This window comes from Geodermatophilus sp. SYSU D00525, assembly GCF_054050475.1.
This window is the reverse complement of record NZ_JBJGZK010000008.1, coordinates 75,126-87,906: the sequence shown is the minus strand read 5'-3', so window position 1 is coordinate 87,906 and position 12,781 is coordinate 75,126. Positions and strand designations below refer to the sequence as shown.

The 12,781-nt window shown below is 74.4% G+C and carries 9 protein-coding genes; 3 read left to right on the top strand and 6 right to left on the bottom strand.

What is annotated here, in order from left to right:
- Positions 1–55: 55 nt before the first annotated feature.
- The 6 genes from glfT1 to ACI796_RS09180 all read right to left on the bottom strand — a co-directional run bounded on the left by glfT1 (position 56) and on the right by ACI796_RS09180 (position 7,806).
- Positions 56–967, bottom strand: coding sequence for a galactofuranosyltransferase GlfT1 (gene glfT1, locus ACI796_RS09205; protein ID WP_456940927.1), 912 nt, complete (start codon positions 965–967; stop codon positions 56–58).
- Entirely contained in the window at positions 964–1,728 is a 765-nt protein-coding gene (gene wzt / locus ACI796_RS09200; RefSeq protein WP_456940926.1) for a galactan export ABC transporter ATP-binding subunit Wzt/RfbE, read from the bottom strand. The genes glfT1 and wzt overlap by 4 nt, the downstream gene beginning before the upstream one ends.
- Before the next feature lie 2 nt (positions 1,729–1,730).
- Positions 1,731–2,564, bottom strand: a complete 834-nt coding sequence (wzm, locus tag ACI796_RS09195; protein ID WP_456940925.1) for a galactan export ABC transporter permease subunit Wzm/RfbD — start codon at positions 2,562–2,564, stop codon at positions 1,731–1,733.
- Positions 2,565–2,658: 94 nt separating this feature from the next.
- Positions 2,659–3,537: a glycosyltransferase family 2 protein gene (locus tag ACI796_RS09190; RefSeq protein ID WP_456940924.1), complete on the bottom strand. Its 879-nt coding sequence runs from the start codon at positions 3,535–3,537 to the stop codon at positions 2,659–2,661.
- Positions 3,538–3,641: 104 nt separating this feature from the next.
- Positions 3,642–6,458, bottom strand: coding sequence for an N-acetylmuramoyl-L-alanine amidase (locus tag ACI796_RS09185; protein WP_456940923.1), 2,817 nt, complete (start codon positions 6,456–6,458; stop codon positions 3,642–3,644).
- A 97-nt stretch (positions 6,459–6,555) separates the two neighbouring features.
- Positions 6,556–7,806, bottom strand: coding sequence for a glycosyltransferase family 2 protein (locus ACI796_RS09180; RefSeq protein WP_456940922.1), 1,251 nt, complete (start codon positions 7,804–7,806; stop codon positions 6,556–6,558).
- Between the two features lie 587 nt (positions 7,807–8,393).
- On the opposite strand from ACI796_RS09180, the gene ACI796_RS09175 reads away from it, so the two are divergent.
- The 3 genes from ACI796_RS09175 (at position 8,394) to ACI796_RS09165 (ending at position 12,761) form a co-directional block, all read left to right on the top strand.
- A complete protein-coding gene (locus ACI796_RS09175; RefSeq protein ID WP_456940921.1) occupies positions 8,394–9,770 on the top strand; it encodes an LCP family protein in 1,377 nt (458 codons plus the stop codon).
- 2 nt (positions 9,771–9,772) lie between these two features.
- On the top strand, positions 9,773–10,573 hold the full coding sequence (locus tag ACI796_RS09170; RefSeq protein WP_456940920.1) for a TIGR03089 family protein: 801 nt from the start codon (positions 9,773–9,775) through the stop codon (positions 10,571–10,573).
- A gap of 61 nt (positions 10,574–10,634) precedes the next feature.
- Positions 10,635–12,761, top strand: coding sequence for a DUF6541 family protein (locus ACI796_RS09165; RefSeq protein WP_456940919.1), 2,127 nt, complete (start codon positions 10,635–10,637; stop codon positions 12,759–12,761).
- Positions 12,762–12,781: the final 20 nt, after the last annotated feature.

Sequence of the window (12,781 nt, the reverse complement as noted above, 5' to 3'; positions counted from 1 at the left end):
GCCGTCCCCGAGGAGGGGCGGCGGGCCGTTCGGCGTCCGGGGGCCGGGAGGTCCGTCAGCGGGGCCGGGTGAGCCGCTCCTGCCGGCCGGCGCGGGTCAGCGACCGCCACTCGCGCCAGCCGGCGCGGTCGCGGCGGGAGACCAGGAAGAACCAGCCGAAGCGGACCGTCTCCAGCGGCCGCAGCCAGCGCATGCCGGGCTGGGCCATGAGGTAGCCGCGGTTGCGGTAGGTGAAGTACCGCTTGACGTCGTTCGCCGGGTACTGCGCCGACAGCCGCCCGCCGAGGATGGGCGCGAACTCCGTCGTCCCCTCGGGGTGCAGGTAGGCCGCCTGCGGGCAGGTGCCGAAGGGCAGGCCCGCGCGCAGCAGCCGGCGGTGGATCTCGGTCTCGTCACCGCGGAAGAACAGCCGGTAGTCCGGGACGCCGACGACGTCGAGCGCCTCGGCGCGGAACAGCGCCCCGTTGAACAGGGAGGCGTAGCCCGGCAGCAGGTCCAGGCCCGCGAAGTCGCTGCGGTGCCGCCGCCAGCGCAGGCCCCGGCGCAGCGGGAAGGCCAGGCGGTCGGGGTCGGCCAGGTCGGTGACCAGGGGGCTGACCTCGGCGAGGCCGTGCCGCTCCGCGGCCGCCAGGAGCGTGGCGAGCACCGTCCCGTCGGCGGGCCGGCCGTCGTCGTCGGCGCACCAGACCCAGTCCGCGCCCGTCGCGAGGGCGTGCAGCATGCCGTAGGCGAAGCCGCCGGCGCCGCCGAGGTTGCGCCGGCTGGGCAGGTGGGTGGCCGGCAGGCCGCTGGCCGCGACGACCTCGGCCGCCGACTCGTCCGGCCCGTTGTCCACGACGACGACGTGGTCGACGCGGCGGGTCTGCGCGGCGATCGCGGCCAGGCTCTCGGCGAGCAGCTCGCGCCGGTGCCGGGTCACCACCACGGCGACGACGCACTCCCCCGGCGCCGGGACGGGAGCGGTCACGCGGGCAGGCCCTTGTAGGCGCGCAGCACCTCGTTGAGCTCGCCCTGCTGACGGATCTGCCCGTGCTCCATCCAGATCGCGGTGTCGCACAGCTCGCGGAGGAACTCGTCGGAGTGCGAGGCGAACACGAGCAGCCCCGAGCGCTCGACCAGCGACACCAGCCGCTGCTTGGACTTCTCGAGGAAGGCGGCGTCGACCGCGCCGATGCCCTCGTCGAGCAGCAGGATCTCGGGGTCGATGCTGGTGACCACACCGAGGGCCAGCCGCACCCGCATGCCCGTCGAGTAGGTGCGCAGCGGCATGTGCAGGAAGTCGCCGAGCTCGGTGAAGTCGGCGATGTCGTCGACGCGGTCCTGCATCTGCTTGCGGGACATCCCGAGGAACAGGCCGCGGATCATGATGTTCTCGAGACCCGAGATCTCCGGGTCCATGCCGACCCCGAGGTCGAACACCGGCGCGACCCGGCCGCGGACCTCGGCGATGCCGCGGGTCGGCTCGTAGATGCCCGACAGCAGCCGCAGGAGCGTGGACTTCCCGGCCCCGTTGTGGCCGACGAGACCCACGCGGGCGCCGTGCTCGAGGGTCACGGTGATGTCCCGCAGCGCCTCGATGACCGGCACCTTGGCGCCGCTGTCGATGTTGCCGCCGACCAGGCCCATGACGGTCTTCTTCAGGGAGCGGCTCTTGGCGTCGAAGATCGGGAAGTCGACGCAGGCGTCCTTGGTCACGATGCCGATCTGACCGTCGATGCTGTGGGACACGTTCACACCCAGTAGGAGACGCGGGACCGGTAGCGGCGCAGCACGACCATCGTGAGCACCCACCCGACCACCGTGATGGCGAGGACGACCACCCAGTACCGCAGCAGCTGGTCCTGACCCAGCAGCGGACGGCGGATGATCTCCACGAAGTGCAGGAAGGGGTTGAACTCGGCCAGCCGGGCCCGCTCGGCGATCGCGGGGTTCGGGCTGTTGACCAGCTCGTCGTAGATCCACACGATCGGGGTCAGGAAGAACGCCAGCTGCACGACGCTCTGCGTGATCGGCAGGATGTCGCGGAACCGTGCGGTGATGACGCCGGCGGCGAGGGCGACCCAGGCGCCGTTGACGGCCAGCAGCAGGAAGGCCGGGATCGCGTAGACCACCGTCCACTTCAGCGGCTGCGGGTACACCAGCAGCATGACCAGGTAGACGATCATGTTGTGCGCGAAGAACAGCGTCTGCCGCCACACCAGGCGGTAGACGTGCACCGACAGCGGCGCCGGCAGGTGCTTGATCAGCCCCTCGTTGGCGATGAAGACCTCGGAGCCCTCGGTGATGCAGCCGCTGATGAAGTTCCAGACGATGAACCCGACGAGGACGTGCGGCAGGAAGCGCGCCAGCTCGATGTCGAACAGCCCGGAGTAGAGGATGCCCAGCGCGACGGCCGTGACCGCCATGCTGATGGTGATCCAGATCGGGCCGAGGACCGAGCGCCGGTAGCGCTGGCGGATGTCCTGCCAGCCCAGGTGCCCCCACAGCGTCCGCTGCTCCCAGCCGCGCCGGAGGTCCGCGACGGCCGCGGACCAGGTCCGGCCGGCCGGTTGTGCGATTGCCACGTCGATCCACGCTACCTTCGTGCGGAGCCCCGCCTGGGGCTCGCGATACCACCCGGCCGAGGAGCTCGGCAGGTGGAGGTCGGGGGGACTGCCCTCAGAGAGCGTGCCGCGTGAGGGCGCGCACGGCCTCCCGGTCCTGCTTCTTCACCGCCAGCGGCAGGTAGGTGGCCGCGTGCAGCCGGGAGAGCAGGTGCAGCCGGGCGGCGCGGGCGGCGCGCTTCCAGCCCAGCTCGTCCATCTCGCGGGCCATGCCCTGGAAGTAGTCGCGCTCCTCGTCGAAGCGCGGGCCGCGCATGGCCTTGACCGAGCTGTCCGAGGCCGAGTGCCGGCGGTACCGGAAGCACACCTCGTCGGTGACCACCATGGTGCCGCCGTCCTTGACGATGTCGAGGATCAGCGCGAGGTCCTGGACCACGTGCAGGTTCGGCCGGAAGCCGTGGCGGCGGACCGCCTCGGTGCGCCAGCACAGCGACGGGAACAGGGTCCAGTTGCCGGTCAGCAGGCTGCGGGCCAGCTGCTCGCCGCCGTAGACCCGCCGGCCGGAGCCGTCGAGCTTGATGAGCTTCTTCACGCGGTCGACCAGCGGCAGGTAGACCTGGCCGTTCTCGTCGATGACCTCGACGCCGGGCTGCACGATCGCGGCCTCGGGGAACTCGGTCATCGCGCGGGTGACGACCTCGAGGTAGTTCGGCAGCATGACGTCGTCGGCGCCCATGACCACGACCAGGTCGGCCGTCGCCAGCCCCAGCGCCTTCTGGTAGTTGAGGTTGGCGCCGAGGTTCTGCTGGTTGCGCTCGTAGGTGATGCGGTCGTCCTGCAGCGACTCGAACCACTCGGCGATGCCCTCGACCGGGGTGCCGTCGTCGACGACGAGCAGCCGCCAGTCGGGAACGGTCTGGGCGCGCACGCTCTCGACGGCCTCCTGCATGAGGGCCACGTCGCCGTAGTAGGGCAGCAGGATGTCCACACTCACGCGTACGAGGCTATCCGCCGCCGTGACGGCGCCCGGGCGACCCGCGGGGGTCGTGTGGCGGACTGGTCACACCCGGCTCGCCCGTCACGGGCGCTCCCTGCGGCTCACCGGCGGGTGACGGTGACCCGCCCGGTGGCGGCCTCCCACGTGATCGAGCCGCGCTCGAAGGTGCTGCGCCAGCCGGCGGTGACCGCGGTCTCCCCCGACGTCGGCAGGCCGAGCGGCGAGGTCTGCGCGCCCATCTGCCGGTAGGTGGCCCAGATTCCGCCGAGGACCTCGTGCGTGCCCGTCGCCCGCGACCAGAAGACCGCGCCGCGCTGGAACAGCTGGTAGCGCCCGGCGCCGTCGGCGGTCGGCAGCTCCCCCGTCACCGGGTAGCCCAGGACGCCGGCCTCGGCGCCGAGCGCCGCCCAGCGGGCGCGGATGCCGTTGCGCACCTCGAACGCCCCGGTTGCCGGGGACCACAGCACCGACCCGGTCTGGAAGTGCTGCACCCGGCCCACCCCGTCGGCGGTGGGCACCTCGTCCGAGGTCGGGTACCCGAGTCCGGCCAGCGCGCCGAGGCCCTGGTGCACGCCCAGCACCGCGTTCACGACCTCGTGCACGCCGGTGGCGGCCGACCAGTACACCCGCCCGCCCTGGAAGACCTGGTACCGGCCGGCGCCGTCGGCGGTGGGGAGCTCACCCGACGTCGGGTAGCCGAGGACACCGGCCTCGGCACCGAGCGCGGTCCACCGGGCGCGGATCCCGTTGCGGACCTCGAAGGCGCCCGTCGGGGGCGACCAGACCACGGAGCCGGTCTGGAAGTGCTGCACCCGGCCCACCCCGTCGGCGGTGGGCACCTCGTCCGAGGTCGGGTACCCCAGCCCCGTCAGCGCCCCGAGCCGCTGGTGCACGCCCAGCACCGCGTTGACCACCTCGTGCACGCCCGTGGCGGCCGACCAGTACACCCGCCCGCGCTGGAACAGCTGGTAGCGGCCGGCGCCGTCGGCGGTGGGGAGCTCACCCGAGACCGGGTAGCCGAGCACGCCGGTCTCCGCGCCGAGCGCCGCCCAGCGGGTGCGGATGCCGTTGCGCACCTCGAACGCCCCGGTCGCCGGGGACCACAGCACCGACCCCGTCTGGAAGTGTTGCACCCGGCCCACGCCCCCGGCCGTCGGCAGCTCGTCCGACGTCGGGTACCCCAGCCCCGAGATGCCGCCGAGCCGCTGGTGGACCCCCAGCACCGCGTTGACCACCTCGTGCACGCCCGTGGCGGCCGACCAGTACACCCGCCCGCCCTGGAACAGCTGGTAGCGGCCGGAGCCGTCGGCGGTCGGCAGCTCCGTGGACGTCGGGTACCCCAGCGCGCCGCGCTCCCAGCCGAGGGCGGCCCAGCGGTCCCGGATCGCGTTGCGGACGTCCTGCGCGCCGGTGGACGGCGACCAGAAGACCGACCCGCGGGCGAAGTGCGTGTAGGCGCCGCGCCCGTCCGCGGTGTGCATCTCGTCGGTGGTCGGCGCACCGAGGGCCGCCGGCCCGCCGGCCGCCAGGTAGCGGTCGAGGATGGCGTTGCGCACGGCGTGCACCCCGGTGGAGGGCGAGCTGTACATGCGGCCGTTCTGGAACACCTGCCAGGTCACGTCGCCGGAGGTCTGCTGGGCGCCGACGCGCGCGCCGAGCCAGGCGACCGACGGGTCCGACGCGTAGCGGCCCTCGATGGTCGGGGCGCCGTTCATGCGTGCGGCCACCGCGTCGCGGATCTCCGGCAACCGGGCGTAGCCGTAGCGGCCGGGGCAGGCGGTGCTGCCGACGTCGCGGTGCCCGAACAGGGTGGGCAGCGTCACCGAGGTGCCGCGGGCGTAGCGCGAGGTCCCCCCGCCCTCGGAGGTGAGCGTGGTGCGACCGCGCGGGTCGATGCCGTAGAGGGAGAACTTCCACGCCACGACGGCGGCCACCGCGTCGACCGTGGCCTGCGGCACCGGGACCGTGTCGTGGTTGCCGAGCATCGAGACGCCGAAGGTGCCGGTGTTGAAGCCGCCCGCGTGCGCGGCGACGACGGCGCTGGCCAGCCCGCCGTACCGGCCCTCCCACAGCCGGCCGAACTTGTCCACGACGACGTGGTAGCCGATGTCGCCCCAGCCGAGGCTGACCGTGTGGTAGCGGTAGATCGACCGCATGATCGCCGGCACGTCGTCGGCGGTGTAGTCGTTGGAGTCCGCGGTGTGGTGCAGCGTCGCGGCCTCCACCGTGGCGGCGTAGCGCGGGGCCCAGGTGCGGATGCGCTCGTCGGCCCCCCACTGCGCCCGCGAGTACACCGGCGGCATCGCCAGGGCGGCCTGGGCGGTGTCCTGGATGGCGGGCGTGGTCAGCGCGGTGTCGGCCTCGGACTCCCCCGGGTCGACCAGGTCCAGCTGCACGTCGGTGGGCGCGGCGCCCGCGCGGGTCACCAGCTCCACCTCGACGCCGGTGCTCGGGCCGGTCCACAGCGGGCTGGTCCCGCCGCGCAGCCCGGCCCCGGAGCGCGCGCCGGCGTCGGCGTCGGCGGTCTCGGCGGTGACCTCGGTCCACGCCCCCCAGTCCCCGTCGGCGTCCTGGACGCGGACCTGCACCAGCGTGTCGGTCACCGCCGGGTCGAGGGCCCACGTGACGCCGACCAGGGCGAACTCGTCCACGCCGGTGCGGCGCACGGTCAGCGTCGGCGTGTCCTCGGCCACCCCGGCGACGGGTTCGGTCGTGCCCTCCTGCACCTCCGTGCGCGGGGCCGGGTCCTCCACCGAGCCCATCGGCACCTCGTCGACCGACGTGGTGACCGGTTCCGGCTCCGGGGTGGGGGCCGCGTACACCGGCAGCACGAGGACGGTGCCGGTCATGGCGACGGTCAGCAGCGAGCAGGCCACGAAGCGGCGCACGGGGACGGCCTCCCGGGAGGTGGTGGACACCGGACGGGGGCCGCACGACGAAGGCACCCCCTCCCTCCATCGGCAGGAGGGAGAGGGTGCCTTGAGTCGAAGTGGCGAGGCCGTGGCCCCGGGGGCCTCAGGCCATCTCGGTCACCCGCGGCCGGTTGCTCCGGCGCAGGCCCAGGATGGAGACGAACAGGCTGTTGAGGACGACCTGGGCGCCGAGGATGAAGCCGACCATCGCCAGGACCACCGTGCGCACCTGCGGGCCGTAGTCGAGCGCACCGAGGTCGGCCTGGCCCCACCGGACGATCGACACGACCGCGGCCACCAGCCCGACGAGGAACAGCAGGCCGCCGACGACCAGGCCGACCTCCAGGGTGAAGCGCTGCAGCACCCGGGTGAGCCGCGGGTCGGGCGGCAGGAAGCCCTCCTCGATGGCGTAGACCTTGGTCAGCAGCCAGAAGGCGATGGCCTGGCTGCCGATGAGCAGCGCCGCCGCCGCGTAGCCGAGCGTGCCGACGTCGAAGGTGGCCGAGCCGATCGTCACCGGGGTGACCAGCAGCACCAGCGTCGCGAGGGCGCCGAGGCCGGCGAGCACGAAGCCGGGGAAGAGGAACAGCCACCGGGGCGCGAACAGCAGCAGGAAGCGCAGGTGCCGCCACCCGTCGCGGAAGCTGCGCAGGTGCGGGGGCCGGCTGCGCCCGTCCTTGCTCAGCGTGGTCGGGACCTCGGTGACGCGGTGCCCGGCGAGGACCGAGCGGACGACGACCTCGCTGGCGAACTCCATGCCGGTCGTGTGCAGGTCCAGGTCGAGCAGCCGCTGCCGGTTGAACCCGCGCAGGCCGCAGTGGAAGTCGCCCACGCGGGCCTTGAAGAACAGGCGGCCGATGAACGACAGGACCGGGTTGCCGACGTAGCGGTGCAGCGGCGGCATGGCGCCGTCCTCGATGCCGCCCTGGAAGCGGTTGCCCATGACGAGGTCCGCGCCGCCGCGCAGTTCCTCGAGGAAGGCGCCGAGGTCGGAGAAGTCGTAGCTGTCGTCGGCGTCGCCCATGACCACGTAGCGGCCGCGGGCGGCGCGGATGCCGCCCATGAGGGCGTTGCCGTACCCCTTCTCCGAGACCGGGACGACCCGGGCGCCCTCGGCCTCGGCGATGGCCTGCGAGCCGTCGGTGCTGCCGTTGTCGGCGATGACGACCTCACCCCGGACGCCGCTGCGCTCCAGGTAGCCGCGCGCCTTGCGGACGCAGGTGGCGAGAGTCTCCGCCTCGTTGAGGCAGGGCATGACGATCGACAGCTCGACGTCCTCGTGCGCGGCCGTCGGGGCCGGGTCGCCGTGGGTCGTGGCCGCGGTGTGCGGCGTCCCGGCGATCGGGGCTGCCACGGTGTGGGCTGCCGACGCGGCGGCCCCGGGCTCGGCGGTCCGGAGGGTCTCGTGGGCACGCACCGGTGGACTCCTGTCTTCGTGCGGCGGTTTCCGGGGGACAAAGGTAGGCGCACCGGAGAACCGACACGGGGACGTCCGGCGCGTTCCCGCCCCCTCCGGCGCAGCAACCACACGCGCGCCTCGCGCCACGGCGGGCAGGGACCGGGGACCCCAGCATCCCAGACGGCGGCCGCCCACGCTCCGGCGCGGGCGGGACCCGCCGCCCGTGACGGCTGGTGCGGGTGGGGTGGTGCGCGACCAGACGGGCGGCAGGTGCGCGACGGGCAGCCGCGACCCGGGACGGAGCGTTCCCCCGTGTCGCACGGCCACCGGCCACTCCACCCGCACCTAACCTCGGTCGTGTGACCCGAGACCGCAACGAGCAGGGTGGAGCCCCGGGACGCCCGATCCCGGCGCGGCTCGACCCGCGCGCCGGCCGTCCCTCGCGCCCCCGCGGGCGGGGTGCCGACGAGACCGCGGGACGCCGTGCCGACCGCGGGACCGGCGCGTCGCACCGCCGCCGGGGGGCCCGGGCCGCCCGCGGCGTGGCCGCCGTCCTGTCGGTGGTCCTGCTCGGTGCGAGCGGCTGGGGCTGGTACCTGGGCCGGGTCGCCGAGGCGACGGTCAACCGCACCGACGCCATCCCGGACGACGGCAACTCCGGCACCGGGGACGCCCCCGAGGCGATGAACCTGCTGCTGGTCGGCAACGACAGCCGCGCCGCCCTCACCCCCGAGCAGCTCGCCGAGCTCACCGCCGGCGAGGACTCCGGGATCAACACCGACACGATGATCCTGGTGCACGTCCCGGCCGACGGGTCGCACGCGTCGTTCGTCTCGTTCCCGCGCGACTCCTACGTCGAGATCCCCGGCTACGGGACGGACAAGCTCAACGCCGCCTACGCCTACGGGTACGGCGAGGTCGACGACGCCGCGCCCGAGGCCGAGCGGCAGGCCGGCGGCGCGCAGCTGCTGGTGCAGACCATCAGCCAGCTCACCGGCCTGCAGATCGACCACTACGCCGAGGTCGACCTGCTCGGCTTCTTCAACCTCACCAGCGTGGTCGGCGGCGTGGAGGTCAACCTCTGCGAGGCCGTGGACGACTCCGCCTTCTCCGGCGCGGTCTTCCCCGCCGGGAAGCAGACCATCGCCGGCGCGGACGCGCTGGAGTTCGTCCGTCAGCGGCACGGGCTCCCCCGCGGCGACCTGGACCGGATCGTCCGCCAGCAGGTGTTCATCGGCGGCGTGCTCCGCAAGATGCTGTCCGAGGACGTGCTGCTGGACCTGGGCAAGCAGCGCGAGCTGATCCAGGCGGCGTCGGAGTCGCTGACCATCGACGAGGACCTCGACCTGCTCGACCTCGCCCAGCAGATGCAGTCGGTGACCGCCGGCAACATCGAGTTCCAGACGATCCCGATCGTCGGCGACGACCGCGACGAGGAGGGCCGCTCGATCCTGCGGCTGGCCGACGAGGACGAGCTGCACGACTTCTTCGCCGAGCTGTCCGCCGAGCCCGAGGCCGCCGCCCCGGCGGCTCCGGCGGCGCCTGCCACCGTGGCGCCCGCCGAGGTGTCGGTCGCGGTCTACAACGGCTCGGGCACCCCGGGCCTGGCCGCCGACGCCGCGTCCTCGCTCGAGACGGCCGGCTTCACGGTCACCAGCACCGGCAACGCCGACAGCAGCGACTACGCGACGACGACGATCCGGCACGCCGCCGGCGACGAGGCGCTGGCCGCCACGCTCGCCGCGCAGGTCCCCGGCGCCGTCACCGAGGTCGCCGACGACGCCACCTCGGGCACCGTCCAGCTGGTCCTGGGCAGCGACTTCAACGGCGTCGGCCGGCCGACCACCCCCGCCGCGCCGTCGTCGCCGGGGACCGCGGAGCCGCCCCGCACGGCGGCCGACACCTCCTGTATCAACTGACCGTGGTCCCGCAGCCCGCCACGCCCGGCGACCTGCTCGCGGCGGCACTCCGCCGCGACGCCGCCGCCCCCCTCGTCACGGCGTACGACGACGCCACCGGCGAGCGGGTGGAGCTGTCGGCGGCCACCCTGGCCAACTGGGTGGCGAAGACGGCCAACCTGCTGCAGGACGAGTTCGACGTCGGGCCGGGCAGCACCGTCGCGGTCGCCCTGCCCGTGCACTGGCAGACCGCCGCCGTGCTGCTGGCCGTGTGGAGCTGCGGCGCCGCGGTGCTCGACACCGCCGTCGAGGACGACGGCACCCTGGACGCCGCCGACGTCGTCCTCGCCGCCCAGGACCGGCTGGCCCCGCTCGAGGAGCAGGACCTGCCCGACCTGCTGGGCCTGTCGCTGCACCCACTGGGCCTGGGCATGGCCGGCTACGCGGGGCCGGCGCGCGACTTCGCCCTCGAGGTGCGCGCGCACGGCGACGTCTTCGCCCCGTACACGCCGCCGGAGCCGTCCGGTCCCGGGCTCCTGGCCGGCGGCCTGACGCTGACCCTCGGGGACCTCGTCGACACCGCCCGGGGACTCGCCGAGCGGCTCGGCCTGGTCGCCGGCGACCGGGTCCTCGTCGACGACGCGACCGCGGCGGAGGCCGGCCCGGTGGCCTGGCTGCTCGCGCCGCTGGCCGCGGGCGCCTCCCTGGTGCTCGTCCGCCACCCCGACGAGGGCACCCTCCCCCGGCGCGCCGCCGAGGAGCGGGTGACGGCGAGCCTCGGCCGCCGGGTCGACGGGGTCCGGCTGCTCGGCACCGGGGCGTGAGCGTGCCCCACTCCCCCGCACCGCTCGCCCTCCCGTTCCCCTCGCGACCCTGGAGTACGACGTGAGTGACCGCGCGGTCCTGGCGGTCGGCCTGCTGCTGCTCTACCTGCCCGGCGCGCTGCTGTTCGTGGTGTGCCGGGTCCGGTCGCTGAAGGTGTGGCTCGGGGCCGCTCCCGCCGCGACCCTCGGCGTGTACCAGCTCGCCGCCCTGGCCGGCCCCGTCGTCGGCGTCCGGCTGTGGCCCGCGGCCACGGCGGTGGTGGCCGCGCTCGCCGTGGTCGCGGTCGTGCTCGAGGTCCGGGCCCGCCGCTCCGGCGTCGTCCCGGACGTCGTGCGGTCGGCCCTCGGCACGGTCACCTCCCGGCCGCTGACGGTCCTCGCCGGCGTCCTCGGCGTCGCCACCGCGTGCTGGCTGGCGACCACCAGCTGGCTGCGCGGGCTGGCGGGGCTGGCCACGCCCCTGCAGGAGCACGACCCCGTCCAGCACCTGCTGCTGACCGCCTTCGTCGCGCGGACCGGGGACGCCTCGCCCTTCGACGTCATGCCCCTGGACCTCGCCACGGGCGGCAACGTGCGCTTCTACCCGGCCGGTCTGCACACGTTCGCCGGGCTGCTGGCCGGCCCGGCGCCCGACCCGGTCGTCGCGTTCAACGCCGCGGTGGTGCTGCTGCTCGGCGTCGCCGCGCCGCTGACCCTCGCCGCGGCCGTCGCCGCCGTCGCCGGCCGGCGGTACGGGGTGCCCGCGGGGGCGCTGGCCGCGCTGACCAGTTCGGTCCTCTACCGGCCGCAGTTCCAGCTCGCCCACGACGCGGGGATCTTCGCGTTCGGCGTGGGCCTGGCCCTCGCGCCGGCCGCGGTCGTCTGCCTGCTCGGGCTGCGCAGCGGGGGCCGCGGCCTGCCGGTCGTCACCGCGGTGGTGGCCCTCGGGCTCTACGCGATCCACCCCTCGATCGCCGTCATCGTCGTCATCGCCCTGGTGGCCGGCGGTGTCGCCGCCCTGACCGACGCCCGCGCGCGCCGCTGGATCGGCGACACCCGGTGGGCCCTGCTGGCGACCGCCGTCCTCAGCGCCGTGCTCGTCACCCCGTGGCTCCTGGCCAGCCTGCGCGTCGGCGGCCAGGTCACCGACTACCCCGAGGTGCCGCCGCTCGAGCCCTTCCCGGACGCGGTCGAGCGGGTCGTCGGGGCGCGCTACGGCGGCTTCCTCGACCCCACGCAGACCCACCACCAGACCGCCTTCGCCGTCCTCGCGCTGATCGGCCTGCTCGGCTGCCTGACGCAGCGCCGGCTGCTGCCGCTGGCCGCGGCCTGGCTCGCCTGGCTGGCCATCGCGATCGGCTTCACCACCGGGCTCGACGACGCCCCCGTCCTCGAGCAGATCGGCGGGCTGTTCTACAACAGCACCGCGCGGCTGACGAACACGACCTACGTCCTGGCGGCCGCCGTCGCGGGGGCGGGGATCGCGGGGCTCGCCGCACGCCTCGCCGACCTGGCCGGGTGGCGCCCCCGGCGCCGGGCCACCCCCGAGGCCACCGCCGACACCACCGCCGGGGCCACCGGCGGCGGCGCGACGGCGTCCGGCCGGCGGCTGCCGGAGGTCCTCGTGCCCCTCGTCGCGATCGCCGTCGGGGTGACCTTCGTGCTCGTCTCGGCCCTCGACTACCGGGTGGTGAACACCCAGTCGGTGGCGGGCCGCGCGTCGACGCCGGACTTCGTCCGGGTCAGCGCCGAGGACCGCGAGGCCTTCGCCTGGCTGGCCCGGCAGGACGGGGTCGGTACCGTCATGAACAACGGGAACGACGGTTCCACCTATCTCTACGTCTACGAGGGCATCCCCGTGGTCAACGTCTACCCGGTGGGTGTCGCCGAGGCGCGCTACGGCATCTACCTGATGGAGCACTTCGACCGGATCGACACCGACCCCAAGGTCCGGTGCCTGGTGCAGCGGTACGCCATCACCCACGTGTTCGTGTCGCTGACCTCGCCCCGGATCGGTGCGGCTGCCGCACCCTTCGGCTGGGTGGACGGGCCGACCTTCGACTTCGCCCCCGGCCTCGACGGCCTCGACCAGGCGGACGACGTCCGCCTCGTGCACCGCAACGCGGACGCCAGCGTGTACGCCGTCGACCGGGCCGTCCTCGAGGGCGACGACCAGCGGGCCTGCTCCGCCGACCCCGCCGCCCCGTGAGCCCCCGTCCCGTCCCCCAC